A 24760-nucleotide genomic window follows, 5' to 3' on the forward strand; every position below is an offset into this window, starting at 1 on the left:
GGCACCGCGCAGTCGATACTGGCATCGATTGTCGCTTGGCGCTGAGACTTAGGCGACGATGACGGCCTTCTCGATGACGACGTCGTCAACCGGCACGTCCTGGTGGAAGCCCTTCGAACCGGTCTTCACGCCCTTGATCTGGTCGACGATGTCCTGGCCTTCGACAACACGGCCGAACACGGCGTAGCCCCAGCCTTGCGGCGTCGGTGCGCTGTGATTCAGGAAGTCGTTGTCGCTCACGTTGATGAAGAACTGTGCCGTGGCCGAGTGCGGATCGTTCGTGCGCGCCATCGCCAGGGTGTACTTGTCGTTCTTCAGGCCGTTGTTGGCCTCGTTCTCGACCGGCGCTTCCGTCGGCTTTTGCTTCATGCCCGGCTCGAAACCGCCGCCCTGGATCATGAAGCCGTTGATCACGCGGTGGAACACCGTGTTGTCGTAGAACCCGTTCTTGACGTAGTTCAGGAAGTTTTCGACCGTCTTCGGTGCTTTGGCCGCGTCGAGTTCGATGCGAATGACGCCGTGATTCGTTTGAAGTTCAACCATGATGCTTTCCTTCTGATGAAATGGTCCCTGTGGGCCGGAGGATTTCAGCGCTTGACGACGCTGGCCGATTCAATCACGACCGTCGTCGCAGGCACGTCCGAGTACATGCCCTTGCGGGTCGTGGCAACACCCTTGATTTTCTCCACGGTGTCCATGCCGGAGACCACCTTGCCGAATACCGTATAGCCGAAGCCGTCCGGATTCGGGTAGTCCAGTGACGCATTATCCTTCACATTGATGAAGAATTGCGCGGTCGCGGAATTCGGGTCGGAAGTGCGCGCCATCGCGATCGTGCCGGCGAGATTCTTCAGGCCGTTCTTCGATTCGATGGGCACCGGGTCGCGCGTGGGCTTTTGCTGCATGTCGGGCGTGAAACCGCCGCCCTGGATCATGAAGTTATTGATCACGCGGTGGAAAATCGTGCCGTTGTAGAAGCCGCTGTTGACGTATTGAAGGAAGTTGTCGACCGTTTTCGGTGCGGCCTTCGGGTTGAGTTCCACCACGAAGTTGCCGACCGACGTCTTGAACTGCACCTGCGGTTGCGCCGTCTGCGCGATCGCGCTCAGGCTGGTGCCCGACAGGGCGGCGGCGGCGATGAGCGTGCCGGCGCTGCCGAGCAGCGCGCGACGCAGGCGATTCGGAAAGGACATGCGAGTCTCCGTTGCGATGAAGGATCGATCGAGGTCGATTCGATTCGTGAAAGGACGCCGGGTTCTCAGTTGCCCGACTTGCCGATGTTCTTGAGCGTGCTTTGCTCGTTCGACTTGGCCGGCGACGGGGTCTGGCTCACGGGCTTGGCGCGTTGCGGCGCGAGCATGTCCGAGAGCAGCTTCTCGCGGGCCGAGACGCGCGCCGTCGGCGCGAGCTTCAGTGATTTCTGATAAGCCTGTTGTGCCAGCTTCGCGTAGATGTCGCCGAGGTTCGAATACGCCACGGCGAAACTCGGATTGTTGCGAATGGCGTTTTCCAGTGCGGCACGCGCCTTGTCGTACTCGCCGGCCTGCGCATAGAGGGCGGCGAGGTTGTTGTACGGCTCGGGCAGTTCCGGGAAGTCCTGGGTCAGGGCGGTGAAGTCGTCGATGGCTTCTGCATTACGGCCCATTTCCATGAGCACGCGACCCCGGGTGAAGCGTACCTGCGCGTCGCGCGGGTATTGCTTCAGGTGCTCGTCGATCTTGGCGAGCGCTTCTTGCGTCTTGCCGGCGTCGACCAATTTGTTGATGGCCGACTCGCTCGCTTGCTGCGGCGTTTGCAGCGGGGCGGGCGGGGGCGGATCGATGATCGCCTGCGCGCCGGCGGGCAGGGCGAACAGCGCGCCTGCGAGGCCGAGCGTGGCGCCGGCGAGCGTCAGGGCGCGGGCGCTGCGAGCGGCTGCGGCAGCCGGATGGACACGGCACAGGAGGCGCGTTGCGGGGGACAAAATTGACCGGCTTCGTTGCGTCATAGTGGGTGCTTGGGATACCTGAGAGGTGCACAAGAGATGCTATACTCGGCCGCATTCTAACAAAACGCCTGCGCTCGTCCCGCGCCATTTCCCGGTTCCTGTTCTGGAAGTGGCGGTGGATACGGTTCGCAGGTTCGTTTTTTCTACCGCACGGCGCGCAGCCCGCCTCGCGATGTCGCTCTCGTCACGATCGATGACGTACCGGGCGGCATCGTCGCAGCGTCCGGCGCTGCTGCCGCTCGCTGCGACGATGGTCAAGCGCTTATCTATGGATTCACTCCGCGTCTACAACTCGCTCGCGCGAGACAAACAGCCGTTCGTACCCCTCGTTTCCGGCGAAGTCCGCATGTATGTCTGCGGCATGACGGTGTACGACTACTGTCACATTGGTCATGCGCGCGTGATGGTGGTGTTCGACATGGTGCAGCGCTGGCTGCGCACGCTCGGCTATCGCGTGACCTATGTGCGCAACATCACCGACATCGACGACAAGATCATCAAGCGTGCCGTCGAAAATGGCGAGACGATGCGCGAGCTGACGACGCGTTTCATTGCGGCCATGCACGAAGACGCCGATGCCCTCGGCGTGCAGCGTCCCGATCAGGAGCCGCGCGCGACCGACTTCATCCCGCAGATGGTGGACATGATCGGCACGCTGCAACGCAACGGCTATGCCTATCAGGCCGACGACGGCGACGTGAATTACGCCGTGCGCAAGTTCGCGAGCTACGGTCAACTGTCCGGCAAGTCCATCGAAGACCTGCGCGCCGGTGAGCGCGTGGCGGCCAATGCCGCCAAGCAGGATCCGCTCGACTTCGTGCTGTGGAAGCGCGCCAAGGACACCGAGCCGGAAGAGTCGAAGTGGGCTTCGCCCTGGGGCGCGGGTCGTCCGGGCTGGCACATCGAATGCTCGGCCATGAGCTGCCAGTTGCTGGGCAACCATTTCGACATTCACGGCGGCGGGGCCGATTTGCAGTTCCCCCATCACGAGAACGAAATCGCCCAGAGCGAAGGCGCCACGGGCGAGACCTTCGTGAACTACTGGATGCACAACGGCTTCGTGCGGGTGGACAACGAGAAGATGTCCAAGTCGCTCGGCAACTTCTTCACCATTCGCGAAGTGCTCGCGAAGTTCGATGCGGAAGTCGTGCGCTTCTTCATTCTGCGCGCGCAGTATCGCAGCCCGCTCAACTACAGCGATGCCCATCTGGACGATGCGCGTGGCGGCCTGACGCGCCTGTACACCGCGCTCAAGGACGCCACCGGCGATGGCGCCGCGCTCGACTGGAACGAGCCGTTCGCGCAGCGCTTCGCTGCCGCCATGAACGACGACTTCAATACGCCGGTTGCCATCTCCGTGCTGTTCGAACTCGCGGGCGAAATCAACAAGCAACGCGATCCGGTGCTGGTGCGTCAGTTGCAAGGGCTGGCGGCAACGCTCGGTTTGCTCGAGCGCGATCCGCAGACGTTCCTGCAAGGGGCGACGGGCGCCGACGACGCCGGCGATGGCGACGCGCTGCGTGCGTCTGTCGAGGCGCGCATCGAAGCGCGGGCCCAGGCCAAGCGCGATCGCAACTTTGCTGAAGCCGACCGCATCCGTGCCGAATTGCTGGCCGAAGGTATCGTGTTGGAAGACCGTCCCGGAGGCGCCACCGAATGGCGTCGTGCCTGAGCGCGACGCATCGAGGCAAAACGCATGGTGACCCGTAAATCCGTGGCTGCGAAGGTGGCAGCCAAGAAGACTCCCGCCAAGAGCGCGGCCAAGGCCGCGAGGCCGGCGGCCACGCCCCGCGCGCCCCTGAAGGCCGAGAAGGTCGAGAAGGCCGTGGCGGCCAAATCCGGCAGCAAGACGCCTGCCGTCAAGACGGCGGCAAAGACCACCCGGTCCACGACCGCTGGCACCACCGGCGTTGCCCGCAAGGCGGCCGCACCGGTCGCGAAACCGGCAGCACCGAAGGCCGGCGCCAAGGTGCCGGCCAAGGTTGCCGGCAAGACGCCCGCGAAGTCCGGTGCGTCGAACGCCGGCACCACGCGGCGGGTGATTGCCAAACGCGACGGCGAGACACGGATCGTCACGCCCGAAATCGCGCGCATCGAGCACGATGTCGTCGAGCAGGCCGTGACGGGCGTGGTGCCGCTACCGGTTGCGCCGGGCGCGACGCGTCCCGACTTCTGGGATCAGGCCTGCGCCGATCTGATGAAGCGCGACCGCATCCTCAAAAAGCTCATTCCGCAGTTCGGTCCGGCGCATCTGACGGGCCGCGGCGAGCCGTTCGTCACGCTTGCTCGTTCGATCGTCGGCCAGCAGATCTCCGTGAAGGCCGCGCAGTCCGTGTGGGAGCGCGTGCTGGCGATCTGCCCGAAGCTCACGCCCGCCCAGTTCATGAAGGCCGGACACGATGCACTCGCCGGTTGCGGGCTGTCGCGCCGCAAGGCCGAGTACATTCTCGACCTCGCCACGCATTTCAAGTCGGGTGCGTTGCACGTCGACGGCTGGGCGAGCATGGACGACGAGGCCGTGATCGCCGAGTTGACCGGCATTCGCGGCATCGGCCGCTGGACCGCCGAGATGTTCCTGATGTTCAATCTGATGCGTCCCGATGTGCTGCCGCTCGACGATGTCGGGCTGATCAACGCCATCAGCGTCAACTATTTCAGCGGCGAACCCGTCACGCGCAGCGAAGCGCGCGAAGTGGCCGCCAACTGGGAGCCCTGGCGCTCCGTGGCCACCTGGTACATGTGGCGGAGCCTCGAACCGGTGCCAGTCGTCTATTGATTGTTCCGCTGAGGACGTATAATCCGCGTCCATTCCGTCCCATTCAGTCATTATTTGCGTCTATTGCGGGTTGCGAGGCGATGAAAGTTGCCTATCTCGATCGGGTAGACGTTGCCGGCGGTACAATACGCTGCCGCATTTCCGGGGAAACCTGATGAAGAACACCTTTTTGGATTTTGAACAGCCGATCGCCGAACTCGAAGCGAAGATTGAAGAGCTGCGCTTCGTGCAAGACGATTCCGCCGTCGATATTTCCGAAGAGATCGAGCGCCTCTCCAAGAAGAGCCAGCAGCTCACCAAGGACATCTACACGAACCTGTCCCCGTGGCAGGTTTCGCAAATCTCGCGTCATCCGCAGCGTCCCTACACGCTCGACTATGTGCGCGACATCTTTACCGACTTCCACGAACTGCACGGCGACCGTAACTTTTCGGACGACCATGCCATCGTGGGCGGCATGGCACGTTTCAACGGCCAGGCCTGCATGGTGATCGGTCACCAGAAGGGCCGCGACACGAAGGAGCGCGCCATGCGCAACTTCGGCATGCCGCGTCCCGAGGGTTATCGCAAGGCCATGCGCCTGATGAAGCTGGCCGAGAAGTTCGGTTTGCCGATCTTCACGTTCGTCGATACGCCGGGGGCCTACCCGGGCATCGACGCCGAAGAGCGCGGTCAGTCCGAAGCCATCGGTCACAACCTGTTCGTGATGACCGAGCTCAAGACGCCGCTGATCACCACGATCATTGGTGAGGGCGGTTCGGGCGGTGCCCTGGCTGTGGCGGTTGCCGATACGGTCATGATGCTGCAGTTCTCGACGTACTCGGTCATCTCGCCCGAGGGTTGCGCTTCCATTCTGTGGAAGAGTGCGGCCAAGGCCCCCGAGGCCGCCGAAGCGCTGGGTCTGACGGCTCACCGTTTGAAGGCCCTTGGCCTGATCGACAAGATCATCAACGAGCCGTTGGGTGGTGCGCATCGCGATCCGCTCGGCATGGCCGGCATGCTCAAGCGTGCGCTGGCCGACTCGCTGCGCCAGTTCCAGGGCATGAGCCACAAGGAACTGCAGGAGCGTCGCTTCGAGCGCCTGATGAGCTATGGCAAATTCAAGGAAGCCGGCGCGAAGTAATGCGTCATCCGGTGCGTCGTCGCCCGTGGTGGCGATGACGCCGAATCCGATGCCTCATCACGATTCCTCTGCTGCCGCGTTCGCATCTGCCCGATGCGACGCGGCAGTTGTACATGTGGACGTCGCGTTGCGACTCGCGCTGACGACCCACGTCGTGGCGCGTCGCGCCGACGACGCGTCATCCTCCGCGCACACCGCCGACGTTCCGCGTCTCGCACTCGCCTTGAGTGGCGGGCTCGACTCGATGGTGCTGCTCGACGCGCTCGCGCACTGGGTGCAGATGCGCCGCGAGGCCGGTCAGCCGGTCGCGCCGCCGCTCGCCATTCATGTCCATCACGGATTGTCCGAACACGCCGACGACTGGCTCGTCGCGTGCGAGCGCGAGTCGCGTTTGCGTGGCTTCGCGTTCGAAGCGCATCGTGTCGACGTGCCGCGCGACGCGCGTCAGGGCATCGAAGGCGCCGCACGCGCCGCGCGCTACGAGGCCCTTGCGGCGAGTTGTCGGGCGCGCGGCGTCGACTGGCTGCTGAGCGCGCATCACGCGAACGATCAGGCGGAAACCGTGCTGCTGCAGATGCTGCGCGGTGCGGGGTTGCCGGGCGTGGCGGCGATGGCGATGGAGGGGGCGTTGCCGACGGTGGGAAGCGGGGCGGGCGAGACGCCTCATGCGCGCTTGCTGCGTCCGTTGCTCGATGTCTCGCGCGAGACGATGCATGCCTACGCGAAGGCGCGCTCGCTGTCGTGGGTCGACGATCCGTCGAACGAGGACCGTCACTATTTGCGCAATGCGCTGCGTCACGATGTCATGCCAGCGATTGCGCGTCATGTGCCGGCGTATCGCGAGACGCTGGCGCGATTCGCGCGTCACGCCGCGCAGGCGCAATCGTTGCTCGATCAGTTGGCGCAACTCGACTTCGAGATGGCGCAAGTCGTTCGCGAGTCGCCTGCGGCGGGTGACGAGCGATTGCAGCGCAGTCGGTTGCAGGCGCTCGATGCTTCGCGTCTTGCGAACTTGCTGCGGTACTGGACGGCCCGACGCGGACTGCCGACACCGCCCGAGGCGCGGCTCGACGAGTGGGTGCGACAGATTCGCGACGCGCAGGCCGAGGCGTCGCTCGAACTGCCGCATGGCGACGCCGTCTTGCGTTTGTACCGCGATACATTGCAATGGACGGCGGTGTACGAATCGGCCGATCCTGACGATGTGGCGTCGGACGTCACGTTGCGTTGGTCGGGCGAACGAGAGTGGCGCCTGCCCGCATGGAATGGGCGCGTCGTCTTCACACCTGTGACGAACGACGAGGACGCCGAAGCGAGTGTCGACGAGCGTGTGTTGCGCGCGCGCGTGCTCGTGGCGAAGGCGAGGGCGGGCGGTGAACGATGGCGAGAACATGCCGAAGGGCATTCGCGGTCGTTGAAGCATTGGTACCAGAGCCGGGGGATTGCGGCGTGGTTGCGAAACGTGCCGATTGTCTGGCAAGGCGAAGCGATTCTGTTCGTACCGCGTTTGGGGATCGACGGCGCGGCGCAGCGGGAAGCGGGCGACATGCGTTGGCAGATGGCGTGGCACGACGACGTGTGAAACGGGATTCGGAAAACGACCGAAGCATTCCGTATCAAGACCGCTGCAAATATCGGCACAATCTGCTGTCCTGTGCGGCCCTCGGGGGCGTCGGCAGCGCAATCTGCGCCAAACTGCCTCAGGCGCGATACATTCGTGCGATAATCAAAAGTTCCGCGAATCGAAACGTCATCGATACCCAGTTGAGGGTATCCGCGCAGGATTCATAAACGGTTTTAAATCAATGTGTTAGCAATGTTATGGCTCTGATCGTACACAAATACGGCGGCACGTCGATGGGCTCGGTGGAGCGCATCAAGAATGTCGCCAAGCGCGTGGCCAAGTGGCATAAGGCCGGTCACAAGATGGTGGTGGTGCCTTCGGCAATGTCCGGCGAGACCAACCGTCTGCTGGGCCTGGCCAAAGAGATTTCGGCCCATCCCGATCCGCGCGAACTCGACGCCATTGCCGCCACGGGCGAGCAGGTGAGCGTCGGCCTGCTGGCGATGGCCCTCAAAGAGGCTGGCGTCGATGCCGTGAGCTATGCCGGCTGGCAAGTACCGATCAAGACCGACAGTGCTTTCACCAAAGCCCGTATTTCGGAGATCGACGACAAGCGCGTCATGGCGGATCTGAACGCCGGGCGTGTCGTTGTCATCACCGGCTTCCAGGGGATCGATCCGAACGGCAATGTGACCACGCTCGGTCGTGGCGGTTCGGACACGTCGGCCGTGGCAGTCGCCGCGGCGCTCAAGGCCGACGAATGCCTCATCTACACCGATGTCGATGGCGTGTACACGACCGACCCGCGTGTGGTCGACGACGCGCGTCGTCTGGACAAGGTCACCTTCGAAGAGATGCTGGAAATGGCCAGCCTCGGCTCCAAGGTGCTGCAGATCCGCTCGGTGGAATTCGCCGGTAAGTACCAGGTCAAGACGCGAGTGCTCTCGAGCCTGACCGATCCGATGATCGCGCTCGACGAAGAAGCGCGCTCGGGCACGCTGATTACTTTTGAGGAAGACGAACAAATGGAAAAGGCCATCATCTCGGGTATCGCATTCCAGCGCGACGAGGCCAAGATCACCGTGCGCGGCGTGCCGGATCGCCCGGGCATCGCTTATCAGATCCTCGGCCCGATCGCCGACGCGAATATCGATGTCGACATGATCATCCAGAACCTGAGCGTCGACGGCAAGACCGACTTCACGTTCACCGTGCCGCGCGGCGACTACCAGCGCGCCATGACGCTGCTGCAGAACGACGTGCAAGGTCACATCGGTGCCGCAGAACTCGTGGGCGACCCGAAGGTCTCGAAGGTGTCGATCGTCGGCGTGGGCATGCGCTCGCACGTCGGTATCGCCAGCAAGGCGTTCCGCACGCTGTCGGAAGAGGGCATCAACATCCAGTTGATCTCGACGTCGGAAATCAAGATCTCCGTGCTCATCGACGAGAAGTACATGGAGCTGGCCGTGCGCGCGCTGCACAAGGCCTTCGAACTCGATCAGGCGTAATCGACCGGGTCGATGTGAAAAAAACGTGCCGCAGGCGTGTGTGATGCGTGCGGCACGAAGCGCGAAATTCGCGCCGCGAAGTCGGGTAATGCGTGGAAAAATCCCGGAACGTGTCGAGTGCATGACACGCCCGCAAAAAAAGTTGGATTTTGATGCGCATAATGTTTGACGGCATCGCGAACAGTAGGTAATATCACGCCTTCGTTACATCACCTCCCTGATGTGACGACAAGTTTGGGAGACGTGGCCGAGAGGTCGAAGGCACTCCCCTGCTAAGGGAGCATCTGGGCCAAAACCTGGATCGAGGGTTCGAATCCCTCCGTCTCCGCCAAGTCGCCTTGGCGGAACACCCCCGGCTCTTCGCGGAGAGCCGGGGGTTTTTTCTTTCTCGAGTTCGCGCGTTGGCGATACCTCGCGCACCGATTCCATCTCTTCATTTCCGTTCCGAGCGAGGACCCACATGTCGACGATCACTACCGAATCCGGCCTGCAATACGAAGAACTGCAAGTGGGCGATGGCGCCGAAGCCACGCCGGGCAACACCGTCACCGTGCACTACACGGGCTGGCTCACCGACGGCAAGAAGTTCGATTCCAGCAAGGACCGTAACGACCCGTTCGCCTTCGTGCTCGGCGGCGGCATGGTCATTCGCGGTTGGGACGAAGGCGTTGCCGGCATGAAGGTCGGCGGCAAGCGCAAGCTGATTATTCCGGCCGAGCTCGGCTATGGCGCACGCGGCGCCGGCGGCGTGATTCCGCCCAACGCCACGCTCGTCTTCGAGGTTGAACTGTTGGAAGTCTGAACCATCGAATGCCGTAACCCCACGGCTTAACCGATGCAACAGACACCCCCGGTGCCTCGCAGGCACCGGGGGTGTTGTTTTTTACGTGTGCCATCGTCACGAGCGTTGCGCGCACAAAGGAGCTTTAACGAGGTGTCTCACTCAGCAAAGGCTGTCTCCAGATTCTGGTTTCCGTTCTCGCTCGTTCTGTTCGAATTCGCGGTCTACATTTCGAACGACATGATCATGCCGGGCATGCCGCTCGTCACGCGCGAATTCGGCGCGACACCCGACATGATTACGCTTGCCCTCACGGCCGCCATGCTCGGCAATGCCAGTCTGCAATGGTTGCTCGGGCCGCTTGCCGATCGCTACGGGCGTCGTCGTGTGCTGCTCTGCGGCCTCGTCATGTTCATCGTCGCCTGTCTGGCGATGCACTACGTGCAGACGATGCCGCAATTCATCCTGTTGCGATTCCTGCAGGGCATGGGTTGCTGCTTCGTGCTGACGGTCGGCTATCCGACCGTGCATGAAGCGTTCGAAGAAAAGACTGCCGTGCGGGTCATGGCGCTGATGGCAAACGTCTCGCTGCTTTCGCCGATGTTCGGCCCGCTCGCGGGCGCTGCCGTGGTCTCGTACATGTCGTGGCGCACCATCTTCTGGCTGATCGCCATCGTGGCGGTAGTCGCGTTCGTCGGGCTGTATCGCACCATGCCGGAACTTTCGCGTCATGATCGCGGCGCGTTGAACGCACGCACGCTGTGGGAAGGCTACAAGCTGCCGCTCTCGAGCACGCGGTTCTGGCGCGGCGCCGTGCTCACCGGGCTGGCCGTCACGCCGCTGCTCACATGGATTGCGCTCGGCCCGGTGTTCCTGATCGAACGCGCCGGCATGTCGCAGATGCAATACGCGTTGCTGCAGTTGCCGGTGTTCGCCGCACTGATTCTGGGCAATCTGCTGCTCTCGCGTCAGGTCGGGCGTTGGTCGAACGGACGTGTGCTCGCCACCGGCGTCGCCGCAATGCTCATCGGGGCAGCGGTGTCGCTTGTCGGCACGGCGATCCTGGCGCCGGGCTATCCGGCGCTGCTCGTGGGCACGTCGCTGCATGCGTTCGGCATGGGCATGTGCTACGGCGTGGTCTATCGCCAGTCGCTGTTCGCCGTCGACAGCCCGAACCGCGCTACGGTCGCGGGCATGCTCAGCATGATCACCATCGTGGTCGCGGTGATCGTGATCGAGGCGATGAAGCTGGCGTATCTGCACTTCGGCGATGCGGCGCTCGGGATCGGCGCGATGATGGCCGCGGCGCTCGTGGCCGTGCTCGCGGCGAACTTTGTGCCGCCGCCCGCACAAGATGCGCTTGCGCACCCCGCGCGTCAGTAAGGCAATGCGATTGACGTAAATAAAAAACGCCAGCGAAGTTCGCTGGCGTTTTTTTATGCGCAGTCCGTCACCCGGGGCGTCGGCCGGATGTCCGGCAATCGCTCGTCACCCGTGCGCGCGCTCGTCGGTGACGGCATCGGTGTGATGCGCCTCGTGCGGCGCTTGCACCGGTGCGGCAGGAGGGGCAGCTTGCGGCGCGGGGGCTGCCGACGGGCTTTGCGGCGCGGCAGGCGTCGCATAGTAGTCGCGCTCCCACTTTTCGTGATTCGCTTTCGCCTGCTGCAACTCGGGCGTGAGCGGCGCGAACGAGAGCAGCAGCCTGTTGAGCCACGACACCGGCGCCTTGCAAGGGCGTTCGAAATCGACGAACAGCACCACGCGAGTCTCGTCGGTATCGTTGTGGACCTCGTGCGGATAGGCGTCGTCGAAGATCACCGCGCGATCGGCTTGCCAGACATACCGTTGACCGTCGACTTCGATCCAGCACTTCTCGCGCTCGCGCGGCACCTTGAGCGCCAGATGCAGACGCAGCACGCCGTTATACGGGCCGCTGTGCAACGGGATGCGCTTGCCGGGCGAGAGAATGGAGAAGAACGCCGTGCGCAGACCCGGAATGCCGTCGAGCGCGGCAGCGGTCGCCGGACATCGTGCAAGATTGCGCTCGGCGCGCATGCCGTAGCCCAGGAAGACGAATGTCTGCCACTGATGGTCCTGCGTGATGGTGGCGACGTCGGGCGAGATTTCGTGAAACGCGGGCAGACGCCCTGGCGTGGCCAGCACGGCATCGAGTTCCCGGGCGATGGCGGGGGCCTGCGCTTCGATGGCTTCGACCCACGGGAACTGCGCGTTGTCGAAGATCGGCTTGTCGCCGACCAGCGAGCCGCGGGCAATACGACGTTGCGCCGCTTCAACACACTGAAAGAAAAATTTCGCAAGCCAGCGGGGAAGAGTACGGTTGGGGTTCTGCACGGGGGATCGTGTAGCACTCAACGTCGGCCTCCAGGGCGGAAATGAGGGAACCGGGCCGGCGAGGGTATGTCTCTTTCAGTGCGGTGAACGCCGGGCTTTTGGGTACAATTGTCGCGCGGTCCGGCCGTGCCGCCAAGTCTCATGCGGGAAATGTGCGTGAGCTTCGCGTTACGAGGTGTTTCGGCCGGCCGAAGGGGAGGGGCTGGATGCGTCCGGGCCCTGGCAGGCCAAGGCTCGCCGACAAGTACAGGAGACGCATGAAAGCGCGCACCACACGGCATCCACACGCTTCGCGAGACGCGCGACGAGTCTCGCGGCGTTTCGGACAATTCGCGCAATTCGCGCGATTTGCAGATTCTGCGCACTTCTCTGCGGGCGCCGCGATCCGCAGGGCCGCCGGTGCCTGGATCGTCTCGTTCGCCGTCGCGGGCCTTGCCGTGCTGATGCCGGTGACCGTGGCCCATGCGAAACACGCCATCGCGCAGTACGGCGAGCCGAAGTACCCGCCTGGGTTCACCCATTTCGATTACGTCAATCCCGATGCGCCGCGCGGCGGCACGCTCACGCTTGCGAATCCCGACCGGCGCACCAGTTTCGACAAATTCAACCCGTTCACGCTGCGCGGCACGTCGCCGCCGGGCGTAGCCGGCCTGATGTTCGAGTCCCTCGGCATCGGCAGCGCCGACGAACCGGCCACGGTGTATGGCCTGTTGGCCGACGATATCGTCGTGGCGCCGGACGGCGCCTCCGTCACCTTCCACCTGAACCCTGCCGCGCGATTCAACAACGGCGATCCGGTGACCGCGCAGGACGTCAAATACTCGTTCGATACGCTCATGAGCCCGCAGGCAGCCCCGGGCTACAAGGTCATGCTCGCCGACGTGAAGGGGGTGACCGCGCTCGACAGTCGACGCGTGCGCTTCGACTTCGGGCGCGTGAGTCCCGACCTGCCGTTGCTGGTGGCGTCGGTGCCGGTGTTCTCGCCAAAGTGGGGCGTGGGTGCCGACGGCAAGCGCAAGGCGTTCGATGCGATCACGTTCGAGCGGCCGATCGCGAGTGGCCCGTATCTCATCGAGTCCTACGACGGCGGACGCCGCATCGCCTTCCGGCGCGACCCCAAATACTGGGGCAATAACCTTGCGGTGCGGCGCGGCACGTACAACTTCGAGCGCGTCGTCTACAAGATGTATGCCGACGACATCGTGCGGCTCGAAGGCTTCAAGGCAGGCGAGTTCGACGCGATCACCGAATACCGTGCCCGCAGTTGGGTGCGCAGCTATGTCGGCAAGCGCTTCCGTAACGGCGAATTGATCAAGCGCGAGTTCGCGCATCACAACGCGGCTGGCATGCAAGGGTTCATCGTGAACATCCGCCGTCCGATGTTCCGCGATGTTCGTGTGCGCCAGGCGCTCGACCTCGCCCTCGATTTCGAGTGGCTCAATCGTCAGCTGTTCTACAACCAGTATCAGCGCATCTACAGCTACTTCACGAACGGCGACCTCGCGGCGCGGGGCATGCCGAGTGCGGCCGAGCTGAAGCTGCTCGAACCGTTGCGCGGCAAGCTCGACCCGGCGGTGTTTGGTCCGATGGTGGTGCAGCCGACGACGACGCCGCCCGCGAGTCTGCGCGATAACCTGCGTCAGGCGCGCGAGCTGCTCGCACAGGCCGGGTGGACGTATCGCGACGGTGCGCTGCGCAATGCCAAGGGCGAGCCGTTCGTCTTCGAGTTTCTCGACGACGGCGGCGCCATGGGGCCTGTCGCCACGGCCTACGCACGCAATCTCGCGAAGCTCGGCATCACGCTGAACTTCCGGCAGAGCGATTTCGCGCTGTATCAGAAGCGTCTCGAGGCGTTCGACTTCGACATGATCTCGCTTCGCTATCCCGATTCGCAGATTCCCGGTACCGAACTGATCGACCGCTTCGGCAGCCGCTCGGCCGACGTGGAGGGCTCGGACAACGTGATCGGGCTCAAGGACCCGGCCGTCGATGCGCTGCTCGCCGATCTCGTGCGCGCGAAGACCTACGACGACCTCGTGGCGGCTGCGCGTGCACTCGATCGCGTGCTGATGCACGGGTACTACATCGTGCCGCACTGGTTCTCGTCGGTACACCGCATGGCGTTCAAGTCGCACCTGCACTTCCCGGACAAGCTGCCGCTGTACTTCACCTCCGAAGGCTGGCTGGTGTCGACGTGGTGGGACGCGCGGCTGGGGCAGGGCAACGCACCGGCGAGCGCCGCGCCCGGGCCTGCCAAACCTGCATCCGACACCTCCCGATAGCCATCGATCTCCCTGAGCGCCGGATACCGGCAGGAGCCGCCCCCCAACCATGTGGTCCTACATACTCAAACGATTGCTGATCATGATCCCGACGCTGCTCGGCGTGATCACGCTGACCTTCGCGGTCATCCAGTTCGTGCCCGGCGGCCCGGTCGAGCAGGTGATGCTCGAACTCAAGGGCCGCGCCGGCGGCGGCGGTGAAGCGAGCGGCGGCGGGGGCGGCAGCGAATATCGCGGCCGACGCGGCATCGATCCGCAGCAACTCGCACAGATCAAGGCGTTGTACGGCTTCGACAAAACGCCGCTCGAGCGCTACTGGCTCATGCTCAAGCGCTTCGCGAAGTTCGATCTTGGCCAGAGTTATTTTCATCATCAGAGCGTGTGGTCGCTGATCGTCTCCAAGCTGCCCGTGTCGATTTCGCTCGGCCTCTGGACGTTCTTCCTCACTTACCTGATATCGGTGCCGTTGGGCATCGCCAAGGCGGTGCGCAACGGGTCTCGCTTCGATACGCTCACGAGCATGGTCGTGCTCGTCGGATATGCCATTCCGGGCTTCGTGCTCGGGGTGCTGTTGCTGGTGCTCTTCGGTGGCGGCACGTTCTGGCAGTTGTTCCCGCTGCGCGAGCTTGTCTCCGACAACTGGAGCGACCTGTCGTGGCCGGCGAAGATCGCCGACTACCTGTGGCACATCACGCTGCCCGTGACGGCATCGGTGGTCGGGAGTTTCGCCGTCATCACGATGCTCACGAAGAACGCCTTCCTGGAAGAGATCCGTCGCCAATACGTGCTCACCGCGCGGGCGAAAGGGCTGTCCGAACGCACGGTGCTGTTCAAGCACGTGTTCCGTAACGCACTCATCCCGCTGATTACCGGATTCCCGGCGGCATTCATCGGCGCGTTCTTCGCGAGCAGCCTGCTGATCGAGACGCTGTTCTCGCTCGACGGGCTCGGCCGTCTGTCGTTCGAATCGGTGCAGCGACGCGACTATCCGGTCGTGCTCGGTTCGCTGTACCTGTTCACGCTCATCGGCCTGGTGACCAAACTCATCTCCGACCTGTGCTACGTGCTGGTCGACCCGCGCATTCAATTCGATCGACTGGAGCACTGACGTGACCCAATCCGCCACGCCATCGCCTCGCGCGTCGTCTGCCGCTTCGTCGTCCTCGTACCCGTCACGCTCGCCACGCTGGCGCGTCTGGCGGCGCTTTCGCAACCAGCGGCTCGGCTACTGGAGCCTGGTCGCCTTCGTCGTGCTGTTCGGCTTCAGCCTCTTCGCCGAGGTGATCGCCAACGACAAGCCGTGGGTCGTGCGTTACGAAGGGAACTGGTATTTCCCGCTCCTGAAGACGTATCCCGAATCGACCTTCGGCGGTGACTTCCCGACGCCGACGGACTTTCTCGATCCGTTCATTGAAGGCCGTATCCGCTCGGGCAGCAACTTCGCGATCTACCCGCCCGTGCGCTACAGCTACGACACCATCAACTACTTCGCGAAGGTGCCCAACCCGGCACCGCCGTCGGCGGAGAACTGGCTCGGCACCGACGACCGCGGGCGCGACGTGTTCGCGCGTCTGCTGTACGGCTTCCGGCTGTCGGTGATCTTTGCGCTGGCGCTCACGATCTCCGGCACGCTGCTCGGCATGCTCGCCGGCGCCGTGCAGGGCTTCTATGGCGGACGCATCGACCTCACGTGCCAGCGCCTGATCGAGATCTGGGGTTCCTTGCCTGAGCTGTATCTGCTCATCATCTTCGCGTCGATCTTCGAGCCGCACCTGTGGCTGCTGTTCGTGCTGCTCTCGCTGTTCGGCTGGATCGGGTTGTCCGATTACGTGCGCGCCGAGTTCCTGCGCAACCGTCAGCTCGATTACGTGCGCGCGGCGCGGGCGATGGGGCTGTCGAACTGGCAGATCATTCGCCGTCACGTGCTGCCCAACAGCATGACGCCGGTCATCACGTTCCTGCCGTTCCGCATGAGCGGCGCCATTCTCTCGCTCACGAGTCTCGACTTCCTCGGTCTCGGCGTGCCGCCACCTACGCCGAGCCTGGGCGAACTACTCAATCAGGGCAAGGCGAATCTCGATGCGTGGTGGATTTCGCTGGCGACGTTCGTTGTGCTCGTGCTGACGTTGTTGTTGCTCACGTTCATGGGCGACGCCTTGCGCAATGCACTGGATACGCGTGTTGCCGACAAGCAGGCGGCAGCCGGGGGGGTAATGTGAACGCTCCGCTGCTCAGTATCGAAAACCTGTCGGTGACATTTGGCGACACGCAAGCGGTCAAGCAGGTGAGTTTCGCCATCGAACGTGGTGAGCGCGTGGCGCTGGTCGGTGAGTCCGGTTCCGGCAAGAGCGTGACGGCGCTGGCGATTCTGCGGCTGTTGCAGGACGCGCAGATTCAGGGGCGGGTGATGCTCGATGGCGTCGACCTCGCGTCTGTCAGCGAGCGCGAGATGCGCGGCATTCGCGGCAACGACGTCGCCATGATCTTTCAGGAGCCGATGACCGCGCTCAATCCGCTCTATCCGATCGGCGAACAGATCGCCGAGGCGCTCGAGTTGCATGAGGGGCTCTCGGCCAGGGAGGCGAAGGCGCGCGCCGTCGAGCTGCTGCGGCGCACGGGCATCCCGGAGCCGGAGCGACGCGTGTCGCACTTCCCGCACGAACTGTCGGGCGGGCAGCGTCAGCGCGCCATGATTGCGATGGCGCTCGCGTGCCGTCCGAAGCTGCTGCTGGCCGACGAACCGACCACTGCGCTCGACGTCACCATTCGCGCCCAGATCATCGAACTGCTGCTCGAGTTGCAGCGCGATGCCGCCGAGAAGCGGGGCATGGCCGTGCTGCTCATCACGCACGACCTGAATCTCGTGCGGCGGTTTGCGCAACGTGTGGCCGTCATGGAAAAAGGGGTACTCGTCGAGTGCGCCGACACCGAGACGCTTTTCACGAATCCTCAGCATCCGTACACGCGCAAGCTGATCGACAGCCGTCCGCAGCGCGAGATTCATCCCGTGCTGCCGATCGCGCCGGTGCTGCTCGAGGCGCGTGGCGTGGCGGTCGACTATGCGACGTCGCAGCCCGGCGTGCGGGGATGGTTCCAGCGCGGCCGCTTCCGGGCCGTGTATCCGGTCGATCTCGCCCTGCGTCAGGGGGAGACGCTGGGTGTCGTCGGCGAATCCGGCTCCGGCAAGTCGACGCTCGCGATGGCGCTGCTCGGCCTTCAGCACACGAGTGCCGGACAGATCGAATTTCACGGTGAGCCGCTGGCGTCGTATCGCGGCGAGGCGCAGCGCAAGTTGCGCTCGCGCATGCAGATCGTGTTTCAGGATCCGTTCGGCTCGCTCTCGCCGCGCATGACGGTCGAAGAGATCGTGGGGGAGGGGTTGGCGCTGCATCGACCGCAATTGACGGAAGACGAGCGTCGCACCCGGGTGGCCGACGTGCTGCGCGAAGTCGGCATCGACGCGCGCGCGATGTCACGCTACCCGCACGAGTTCTCCGGCGGCCAACGGCAACGGATTGCGATTGCGCGTGCCCTCGTGGTCGACCCGCAGATTCTCGTGCTCGACGAGCCGACCAGCGCACTCGACGTCTCGATCCAGCAGCAGGTGCTCCATCTGCTGGCGCAGTTACAGATCAAGTACAACCTCAGTTACCTCTTCATCAGTCACGATCTGGCGGTCATGCGGGCCATGGCGCACCGCGTGCTGGTGTTCAAGGACGGGCACCTGGTGGAGCAGGGGGATACGGAATCGGTATTTTTTGATCCGCAAAACGACTACACCCGGGAACTGGTCTCGGCGGCCATGTTATAGGTCCGTGACATCGGGGTGAAACGTCACATAACGTCGGGAAACGTCGGCTAAATCGCAAAGGCTTGATTGTTAATGAGAATTTCTCGATTGCACTGATTGTTTTTTTCTATTACCTTTTGACATCATGTGACGTTCACATTACTATCGCGTACCAATTAAGTTGAAAATTCAACGAGTTAACAGGTCAGTTCAGACAACGGTCGGCGGCGGGTTTGCCGGGCGTGACTCGAAGGTCTTCAACACGGCAGCATCCTGTTGCACCTGACGAGCTACCCATCGGCCATCCGACTCAATCAACCCGGCGACCAATGCAGACGATCCCTAAGCGCACCCGCAAGACTCTCCTTCTCGCGTTCACTGCCGCTGGGCTCGTTACCGCCTCGTTGACGGCAAAGGCTGACGACTACAACACCGGCCCCACGGCCGCTGCCCGCGCTGCTGCGGAGGCCATTCAGGCCAGCAAGGCGCCCAATACCCAGAATGCTTCTGCCAGCCTCATCAGCGTGGCGACCGACGCGCCGCAGGCGGCCGTCGAAGAGTCGCGCGTGCAACGCGCGCAGAAGCTGTTGTCGAATGTGACGGACAAGGCATCGGATGTCGTACTGGGGGCGTTGAACTACATTGGCGTGCGCTACAAGTACGGTGGCAATACGCCGGACAGCGGCCTGGATTGCAGCGGTTTCGTGCGCTACGTGTTCCAGGACACGCTCAATTTCATGCTGCCGCGCCGCTCGGAAGAGATGAGCCAGGTCGGTGAGCGCATCGCCAAGACCGACCTCAAGCCGGGCGATCTGGTGTTCTTCAATACGATGCGCCGCAGCTTCTCGCACGTCGGCATCTATATCGGCGGTGACAAATTCGTGCACGCGCCGGCCACCGGCGGCAAGATCCGTGTGGAAGATCTGCGTGAGTCGTACTGGTCGGCCCGTTACAACGGCGCCCGCCGCGTCGAAACGCTCAAGGCCAGCGCCGAGCTGACCCGCGTCGAGCAACTCTTCAAGAACGACCACTCGATGTAAGTTGCCGATGTCCGAGGACATCGCAACCAACGAAAAAGCCGCCCAAGGGCGGCTTTTTTCATTGCGTGTGCTGCGAACGGCAGATCACCCGGCGCTCGTCTCGGCGGGCGCCCGCGGGCGCCCGGTAACGCTGTATCAGCGCGACGCCTGCGGCATGCCACGCGGGGCCTCCGCTTGCGCATCGGCCAGTTTGCGCTGAATCTGCGGCCACATCTTGGCGACGGCTTCCTCGCCCGCCAGGATCGCGCGGTTGCGGCCCTGGAAGTCGGAGGCGCCCATCTTGGCCAGCGACGGACGAATCACGATGTCGGCATTCTTTTCCAGTTCGTACTGCTTGATCGACTGGCCCATGATCGTGAACGTCTGCATCAGGATGTCGAACTGGCCTTGTGTCGCCTGCGCGGTCGGATTGGCCGAGATATCGACGGCAATCACGAAATCCGCGCCCATCTGTCGGGCATACTCGGCCGGCACCGGGGCGACGAGGCCGCCATCCACGTAATCGCGCGTACCAATGTGCACCGGCTCGAACACGCCGGGAACACTGCTCGAGGCCCGTACGGCCTGCCCCGTGTTCCCGCGACGGAACAGGATCGGTGCGCCGCTCTGCAGATCGGTGGCCACGATGCCCAGTTGCCGTGGCATCTGCTCGATCGGGCGGTCCTTGAGGATCTTGTTGACGTACGACTGCAGGGCTTCGCCGCGCAGCATGCCGCGCGAACGGAACGGCATTGTCCAGTCGCTGATCGATGCTTCGTCCATGGTCGACGCCAGGCGATTGAGCTGGAAGCCGTTCAGACCCGAGGCGTACATGGCGCCGACCACGCTGCCGGCGCTGGTGCCGACGACGATATCCGCATGAATGCCACGCGCCTCAAGCGCCTTGATGACCCCCACGTGGGCGAAGCCGCGTGCCGCACCACCGCCGAGCGCCAGGCCGATCTTCAGAGGGCGCACGACCTTGGGCGGCGCGATGGGCGTCGGCACTTGCGCAACGGGCGGCGTGGCGTTGGTCGTCGGGGTGGCAGGCGCATTGCCCTGCGAGTCGACTGGCGGGGCGCTCGCACAACCGGCAAGCACGGCGGCCACGGCGAGTGCGCCCAGCACGGTGCGAGGGGAGGTAGTCATGCGCCGTTGCCGTCCGTGCGCGGTGGCAGGGGCGGCTAGCAGGGAAAACGACACGGGGAGGGCACCGTCGGCACTCGCGGGGAGCGCTCGGCGCAGCATTCGAATCAACGACAACAAGGGGAAACTCCGGCAAGGCAGGATAGACGCTCGCGGCGCCATACCCCGTTGGGATAGATGGCTGCCTGGGCGTCGACGCGCAATTTTACGGCGGTTGGAGCCTCGGAGGCACAAATCAGTTCACTTTTCGAGGGTGTCATCGATGTGCGGCATCGTGCCGCGGAACCTTCGTCGCCCTGGCTCGTCTTATCTGCCGCAACCTTCACAGGGCTTCGAGCGGCAAACGTCCGGCTCCGCACGCCCGAACGGCGCAAGCCGGCGTCATCATGCTCCCGGCCGCAGGCGTTGCGCCTGCGCATTCCGTCCCCTTCTGTCTTCAATAGTGAACATCTAAATTAATGCGAATGGGAATCATTTGCGTTGATAGAGATTTTTCATTATGCTGTTCCTCTCTACGAAACCACGACTGCGGGGGAATGGCCCATGAAGGCGAAGACGATCGGCAAACTGGCGCGACTGACGGTGCTCGGCACCACGTTGGCTGCGGCGTTCGGTGCGCAAGCGGAATCCGGCGGCGTGCTGAATCTGTATTCGGCGCGTCACTATCAGACCGACGAACAGCTTTTCGGCACGTTCACCAAGCAGACGGGCATCAAGATCAACCGCATCGAGGCCGATGACGCGGCGCTGCTCGAGCGTCTGAAGAGCGAAGGGGCGAAGAGCCCGGCGGACGTCATTCTGATGGTCGACGCCGCGCGTCTGGCCAAGGCCGACGAGGCCGGGCTGTTCCAGCCGACCCGATCCGCAACGCTCGATGCGCGCATTCCGGCCAAGCTGCATGCCGCGAGCAGCAAGGCGGGCACGGACTGGTACGGCTTCTCGACGCGTGCACGCGTCATCGTCTACAACAAGGACAAGGTGGATCCGAAGACGGTGCAGACGTATGCGTCGCTGGCCGATCCGTCGCACAAGGGGCAGGTCTGCACGCGCTCGGGATCGCACCCGTACATGCTGTCGCTGGTCGGTGCGCTGATCGCGCGCGATGGGGCGCAAGCGACGCAAAAGTGGGCGGAGGGCATGGTGACCAACTTCGCCCGCGCCCCGCGCGGTGGCGATACGGATCAGATCAAGGCCGTGGCCACGGGTGAGTGCGGCGTGGCACTCGCGAACTCTTACTACTACGTGCGCATGGCGCGCTCGGACAAGCCGGAAGACAAGGCGCTGATGTCGAAGGTCGGCTTCATCTGGCCGGATCAGGCAGGCAAGGGTACGCATGTGAACGTCGCCGGGGCGGGCATTGCCAAGCACGCGCCGAACCATGCGAATGCGGTCAAGTTCCTGGAGTATCTGGCGAGCGACGAAGCGCAACAGTATTTCGCGAACGGCAACAACGAATGGCCGGCGGTGCCGACGACGAAGGTCGACAATCCGGCGCTCGCCGCGCTGGGCGATTTCAAGGCAGAAGACGTGTCCATCGGCACCGTCGCCAAGAACCTGCCGGAAGCGCAACGCATTCTGGATCGCGCCGGCTACAAATAAGCCGACAAAGGCAGTTGGCAGGGGACGGGCGCCGACGAGGCCACCCGTCAGCGTTGGCCCGGCCACAAAACAAGAGGGCACCGGAATCGATCCGGTGCCCTCTTGTCGTTTACCGATGGGATTGTCGGGCGGGGTGAGCGCGCCGAGTGCGGCCCATCGCAGGCTCAGTCGACTTCCTCGCCCGGCTGGTACATGTGATAGTCGCCCGTCGCGTAGACGCCCTTGTAGGGCGTCGGCGAGTCGTCATCGTTGTCGACGGGATGCGTCTCGGCGATACGCAGCGATTCGCGCACCTGCGGCGGCTCGCATTCGGCGATCAGGCGAAGGGCTTCCGCTTCGTCGTCGGCCACCACGTCGTAGGTGGTCACGAATTCGGGGGCCGGGCCATCCGGATCTTCGTCTTCCAGCGGTTCGAACCACTGGCCTTCCACGATCAGATGCATGGCATGCGCCGTGTCCGATTGCGCTTCGCGTGCGGCGCGCAGGGCCCACAGGGCAGCGTCGCTCCACTTGTACAGTTGGACGGCCTCGAGTGCGTGCGTCAATGCACGGTCGTTGTCGCCCGATTGTTTGTACGCGAGCGACAGTTCGGCGAGGACATCGGCCATGGAGACGTTGCTCCCTTCCTCGTCATGCTCCTGCTTGTGCAGTGCCTCGAACGTGGCGATGGCGGCCTTCGGCTCGCCCTGTGCGTTGAACAGGTGCATGCGCAGTGCGATGGCGTTCTCGATGAAGGCGCGTCCGGCCTGCGCCAGGTGCGGGCTTTCGAGCACGCGATCGAGGCGCGTCTGGGCGGCGACGAAGTCGCCATGACGCGTGAGGGCGTTCGCGTGGTTGAAGTCGACGATCACCAGGTCTTCGTCCGGTGCGCAGTTGCCGGCGGCCTCGTAGGCTTCGATGGCGGCGGGGAAGCGCCCGAGATCGGAGCGATAGTTGCCCAGCAGTTGCCACAGCAACCAGACGCCCGGGGCGTGTGCGACGCCGGCTTCGAGCACGGCCACGGCCTGTTCCATTTCGTCCATGTCGGCGTAGGCCATCGCCTGCACCTCATAGGCCCCCGAGTACTGCATCGACTCGAGTCGTTTGCCGATCTCCAATGCCGATTCCGGATCGCCGGCTTCGAGGTGGGCAAAGGCTTCCGCCATCAAATCGTCTTGCTCGGACATTGCAATTTCTCCTTCGGGAACAGCTTTGGGGGGAAGGCGTGCCGGCGGCCTGCGCGCGGTACGTTCCATCATATAACAGTCATCGTGACAGCCTGCACCGCGGCGAGCGAGGTCACGAAAGGGCGGTGGCGGGGCCACGCGAGCGCGGGCCCAATGAAAAAGCCGCGACGGTGTCGCGGCTTTTTCTCGTGATGCGTGGCGTGGGATCCGGGGGATCAGCCGCCGCGGCGCATCAGGTCGAAGAACTCGGCGTTGTTCTTCGTCTGCTTGATCTTGCCAAGCAGGAATTCCATCGCTTCGGCCTCGTCCATATCGTAGATGAGCTTGCGCAGCACCCAGATCTTTTGCAGGATTTCCGGCTTGATGAGCAACTCTTCGCGACGCGTGCCCGACTTGTTCAGGTTGATCGACGGGTAGACGCGCTTCTCGGCGAGGCGACGCTCCAGGTGCACTTCCATGTTGCCGGTGCCCTTGAATTCTTCGTAGATCACGTCGTCCATGCGGCTGCCGGTTTCGATCAGCGCGGTGGCGATGATCGTGAGCGAGCCGCCTTCCTCGACGTTACGCGCAGCACCGAAGAAGCGCTTCGGACGTTGCAGGGCGTTGGCGTCCACACCGCCGGTGAGCACCTTGCCCGAGGCCGGGATCACCGTGTTGTAGGCGCGGGCCAGACGCGTGATCGAGTCCAGCAGAATCACCACGTCTTCCTTCATTTCGATCAGGCGCTTGGCCTTTTCGATCACCATTTCGGCGACTTGCACGTGACGCGTGGCGGGTTCGTCGAACGTCGACGCAATCACTTCGCCGCGTACCGAGCGCTGCATTTCCGTCACTTCTTCCGGACGCTCGTCGATGAGCAGCACGAACAGCTTGGCTTCCGGGTGGTTGGCGGTGATGGCGTGCGCAATGTGCTGCAGCATCACCGTCTTGCCGGACTTCGGCGAGGCGACCAGCAGACCGCGCTGGCCCTTGCCGATCGGGGCGATCATGTCGATGATGCGGCCCGTCACGTTCTCTTCGCCACGAATGTCGCGCTCGAGCAGCAGCGGCTTGTTCGGGTGCAGCGGCGTGAGGTTCTCGAACATGATCTTATGTTTCGAGGCCTCGGGCGGGTGGCCGTTGACTTTGTCGACCTTCACCAGCGCGAAGTAGCGCTCGCCGTCCTTGGGCGTACGCACTTCGCCTTCGATCGTGTCACCCGTATGCAGGTTGAAACGGCGGATCTGGGACGGGCTGATATAGATATCGTCCGTGCTGGCCAGATACGAGGTTTCGGGCGAGCGCAGGAAACCGAAGCCGTCCGGCAGCACTTCGAGCGTACCGTCGCCAAAGATGGTTTCGCCGGACTTTGCGCGCTTCTTCAGAATGGCGAACATCAGCTCCTGCTTGCGAAGACGGTTTGCGTTCTCGATCTCGAGACCGTTCGCCATTTCTAGCAGTTCGGAGACGTGCTGGGACTTTAGTTCGGATAAATGCATACGGAGGTGCCGTCCACTGGACGACAAGTGAAGGATCAGGGAAAGTGAGCGAACGCTCGAAGAACTTTGGGATGCTTTTCGCCGGATTATATAGCAAGCAGCGCGGGGCGCAAGCACTGCGCCAGACACTCGGCGCCGGGGTGTCGCACTGTGGCGACAAAGGCCCCGGCGCTTGCCGGCCTCAGACGG

The 24760-nt window shown here is 63.5% G+C and carries 20 protein-coding genes and 1 tRNA gene; 14 read left to right on the forward strand and 7 right to left on the reverse strand.

Going from position 1 to position 24760, the window contains the following annotated elements:
* Nucleotides 1–48: 48 nt before the first annotated feature.
* The 3 genes from ABWO90_RS13465 to ABWO90_RS13475 all read right to left on the reverse strand — a co-directional run bounded on the left by ABWO90_RS13465 (nucleotide 49) and on the right by ABWO90_RS13475 (nucleotide 1963).
* Nucleotides 49–543: a peptidylprolyl isomerase gene (locus tag ABWO90_RS13465; protein ID WP_353191743.1), complete on the reverse strand. Its 495-nt coding sequence runs from the start codon at nucleotides 541–543 to the stop codon at nucleotides 49–51.
* A gap of 44 nt (nucleotides 544–587) precedes the next feature.
* On the reverse strand, nucleotides 588–1175 hold the full coding sequence (locus tag ABWO90_RS13470) for a peptidylprolyl isomerase (protein WP_502922610.1): 588 nt from the start codon (nucleotides 1173–1175) through the stop codon (nucleotides 588–590).
* An 83-nt stretch (nucleotides 1176–1258) separates the two neighbouring features.
* Nucleotides 1259–1963 carry a tetratricopeptide repeat protein gene (locus ABWO90_RS13475; protein ID WP_353191745.1) on the reverse strand — a complete coding sequence of 235 codons (705 nt, stop codon included), beginning with the start codon at nucleotides 1961–1963 and terminating at the stop codon, nucleotides 1259–1261.
* Between the two features lie 292 nt (nucleotides 1964–2255).
* Here ABWO90_RS13475 and cysS point away from each other — a divergent pair, with 292 nt between their 5' ends.
* From cysS to ABWO90_RS13515, 8 genes are all read left to right on the forward strand, one after another.
* On the forward strand, nucleotides 2256–3659 hold the full coding sequence (gene cysS, locus ABWO90_RS13480; protein WP_353191845.1) for a cysteine--tRNA ligase: 1404 nt from the start codon (nucleotides 2256–2258) through the stop codon (nucleotides 3657–3659).
* Between the two features lie 24 nt (nucleotides 3660–3683).
* Nucleotides 3684–4763: a DNA-3-methyladenine glycosylase family protein gene (locus ABWO90_RS13485; protein ID WP_353191746.1), complete on the forward strand. Its 1080-nt coding sequence runs from the start codon at nucleotides 3684–3686 to the stop codon at nucleotides 4761–4763.
* 154 nt (nucleotides 4764–4917) lie between these two features.
* Nucleotides 4918–5886 (forward strand): acetyl-CoA carboxylase carboxyltransferase subunit alpha, encoded by a 969-nt coding sequence (locus ABWO90_RS13490; RefSeq protein ID WP_353191747.1) that lies wholly within the window; start codon nucleotides 4918–4920, stop codon nucleotides 5884–5886.
* 115 nt (nucleotides 5887–6001) lie between these two features.
* Nucleotides 6002–7468 carry a tRNA lysidine(34) synthetase TilS gene (tilS, locus tag ABWO90_RS13495; RefSeq protein ID WP_353191748.1) on the forward strand — a complete coding sequence of 489 codons (1467 nt, stop codon included), beginning with the start codon at nucleotides 6002–6004 and terminating at the stop codon, nucleotides 7466–7468.
* A 239-nt stretch (nucleotides 7469–7707) separates the two neighbouring features.
* A complete protein-coding gene (locus ABWO90_RS13500; RefSeq protein ID WP_353191749.1) occupies nucleotides 7708–8958 on the forward strand; it encodes an aspartate kinase in 1251 nt (416 codons plus the stop codon).
* 237 nt (nucleotides 8959–9195) lie between these two features.
* A tRNA-Ser gene (locus tag ABWO90_RS13505) sits at nucleotides 9196–9289 on the forward strand.
* Nucleotides 9290–9418: 129 nt separating this feature from the next.
* Nucleotides 9419–9760 carry an FKBP-type peptidyl-prolyl cis-trans isomerase gene (locus ABWO90_RS13510; protein WP_353191750.1) on the forward strand — a complete coding sequence of 114 codons (342 nt, stop codon included), beginning with the start codon at nucleotides 9419–9421 and terminating at the stop codon, nucleotides 9758–9760.
* A 132-nt stretch (nucleotides 9761–9892) separates the two neighbouring features.
* A complete protein-coding gene (locus ABWO90_RS13515) occupies nucleotides 9893–11122 on the forward strand; it encodes an MFS transporter (protein ID WP_353191751.1) in 1230 nt (409 codons plus the stop codon).
* Between the two features lie 105 nt (nucleotides 11123–11227).
* Here ABWO90_RS13515 and ABWO90_RS13520 read toward each other — a convergent pair whose 3' ends face one another.
* A complete protein-coding gene (locus tag ABWO90_RS13520) occupies nucleotides 11228–12091 on the reverse strand; it encodes an aspartyl/asparaginyl beta-hydroxylase domain-containing protein (RefSeq protein ID WP_353191752.1) in 864 nt (287 codons plus the stop codon).
* A gap of 257 nt (nucleotides 12092–12348) precedes the next feature.
* On the opposite strand from ABWO90_RS13520, the gene ABWO90_RS13525 reads away from it, so the two are divergent.
* The 5 genes from ABWO90_RS13525 to ABWO90_RS13545 all read left to right on the forward strand — a co-directional run bounded on the left by ABWO90_RS13525 (nucleotide 12349) and on the right by ABWO90_RS13545 (nucleotide 19203).
* Nucleotides 12349–14373, forward strand: coding sequence for an extracellular solute-binding protein (locus tag ABWO90_RS13525; protein WP_502922607.1), 2025 nt, complete (start codon nucleotides 12349–12351; stop codon nucleotides 14371–14373).
* A 49-nt stretch (nucleotides 14374–14422) separates the two neighbouring features.
* Entirely contained in the window at nucleotides 14423–15481 is a 1059-nt protein-coding gene (locus ABWO90_RS13530) for a microcin C ABC transporter permease YejB (protein ID WP_353191753.1), read from the forward strand.
* 1 nt (nucleotide 15482) lies between these two features.
* Nucleotides 15483–16592 carry an ABC transporter permease gene (locus tag ABWO90_RS13535; RefSeq protein ID WP_353191754.1) on the forward strand — a complete coding sequence of 370 codons (1110 nt, stop codon included), beginning with the start codon at nucleotides 15483–15485 and terminating at the stop codon, nucleotides 16590–16592.
* Entirely contained in the window at nucleotides 16589–18184 is a 1596-nt protein-coding gene (locus ABWO90_RS13540; RefSeq protein ID WP_353191755.1) for an ABC transporter ATP-binding protein, read from the forward strand. Before ABWO90_RS13535 ends, ABWO90_RS13540 begins: the two co-directional genes overlap by 4 nt.
* 308 nt (nucleotides 18185–18492) lie before the next feature.
* Complete coding sequence (locus ABWO90_RS13545) at nucleotides 18493–19203, forward strand: C40 family peptidase (protein WP_353191756.1); 711 nt, start codon at nucleotides 18493–18495, stop codon at nucleotides 19201–19203.
* A gap of 135 nt (nucleotides 19204–19338) precedes the next feature.
* Here ABWO90_RS13545 and ABWO90_RS13550 read toward each other — a convergent pair whose 3' ends face one another.
* Entirely contained in the window at nucleotides 19339–20331 is a 993-nt protein-coding gene (locus ABWO90_RS13550; protein WP_353191757.1) for a patatin-like phospholipase family protein, read from the reverse strand.
* 540 nt (nucleotides 20332–20871) lie between these two features.
* Between ABWO90_RS13550 and ABWO90_RS13555 the strand changes: the two genes are divergently transcribed.
* Complete coding sequence (locus tag ABWO90_RS13555; protein WP_353191758.1) at nucleotides 20872–21927, forward strand: extracellular solute-binding protein; 1056 nt, start codon at nucleotides 20872–20874, stop codon at nucleotides 21925–21927.
* Between the two features lie 164 nt (nucleotides 21928–22091).
* On the opposite strand, the gene ABWO90_RS13560 is transcribed toward ABWO90_RS13555, so the two are convergent.
* Nucleotides 22092–23093, reverse strand: coding sequence for a tetratricopeptide repeat protein (locus tag ABWO90_RS13560; protein ID WP_353191759.1), 1002 nt, complete (start codon nucleotides 23091–23093; stop codon nucleotides 22092–22094).
* A gap of 215 nt (nucleotides 23094–23308) precedes the next feature.
* Nucleotides 23309–24571 (reverse strand): transcription termination factor Rho, encoded by a 1263-nt coding sequence (gene rho / locus ABWO90_RS13565; RefSeq protein WP_039399112.1) that lies wholly within the window; start codon nucleotides 24569–24571, stop codon nucleotides 23309–23311.
* Between the last annotated feature and the right edge of the window lie 189 nt (nucleotides 24572–24760).

The organism is Pandoraea pnomenusa, assembly GCF_040391475.1.
GTDB lineage: Bacteria > Pseudomonadota > Gammaproteobacteria > Burkholderiales > Burkholderiaceae > Pandoraea > Pandoraea pnomenusa_C.

What these genes read in the sequence shown, in the direction of transcription:
- ABWO90_RS13490 (WP_353191747.1), top strand. Translation starts at nt 4,918, where the DNA reads ATGAAGAACACCTTTTTGGATTTTGAACAGCCGATCGCCGAACTCGAA.
- cysS (WP_353191845.1), top strand. Translation starts at nt 2,256, where the DNA reads ATGGATTCACTCCGCGTCTACAACTCGCTCGCGCGAGACAAACAGCCG.
- ABWO90_RS13500 (WP_353191749.1), top strand. Translation starts at nt 7,708, where the DNA reads ATGGCTCTGATCGTACACAAATACGGCGGCACGTCGATGGGCTCGGTG.
- ABWO90_RS13560 (WP_353191759.1), bottom strand. Translation starts at nt 23,093, where the DNA reads ATGTCCGAGCAAGACGATTTGATGGCGGAAGCCTTTGCCCACCTCGAA.
- ABWO90_RS13550 (WP_353191757.1), bottom strand. Translation starts at nt 20,331, where the DNA reads ATGACTACCTCCCCTCGCACCGTGCTGGGCGCACTCGCCGTGGCCGCC.
- ABWO90_RS13465 (WP_353191743.1), bottom strand. Translation starts at nt 543, where the DNA reads ATGGTTGAACTTCAAACGAATCACGGCGTCATTCGCATCGAACTCGAC.
- ABWO90_RS13530 (WP_353191753.1), top strand. Translation starts at nt 14,423, where the DNA reads ATGTGGTCCTACATACTCAAACGATTGCTGATCATGATCCCGACGCTG.
- ABWO90_RS13510 (WP_353191750.1), top strand. Translation starts at nt 9,419, where the DNA reads ATGTCGACGATCACTACCGAATCCGGCCTGCAATACGAAGAACTGCAA.
- ABWO90_RS13485 (WP_353191746.1), top strand. Translation starts at nt 3,684, where the DNA reads ATGGTGACCCGTAAATCCGTGGCTGCGAAGGTGGCAGCCAAGAAGACT.
- ABWO90_RS13525 (WP_502922607.1), top strand. Translation starts at nt 12,349, where the DNA reads ATGAAAGCGCGCACCACACGGCATCCACACGCTTCGCGAGACGCGCGA.
- ABWO90_RS13545 (WP_353191756.1), top strand. Translation starts at nt 18,493, where the DNA reads ATGCAGACGATCCCTAAGCGCACCCGCAAGACTCTCCTTCTCGCGTTC.
- rho (WP_039399112.1), bottom strand. Translation starts at nt 24,571, where the DNA reads ATGCATTTATCCGAACTAAAGTCCCAGCACGTCTCCGAACTGCTAGAA.
- ABWO90_RS13555 (WP_353191758.1), top strand. Translation starts at nt 20,872, where the DNA reads ATGAAGGCGAAGACGATCGGCAAACTGGCGCGACTGACGGTGCTCGGC.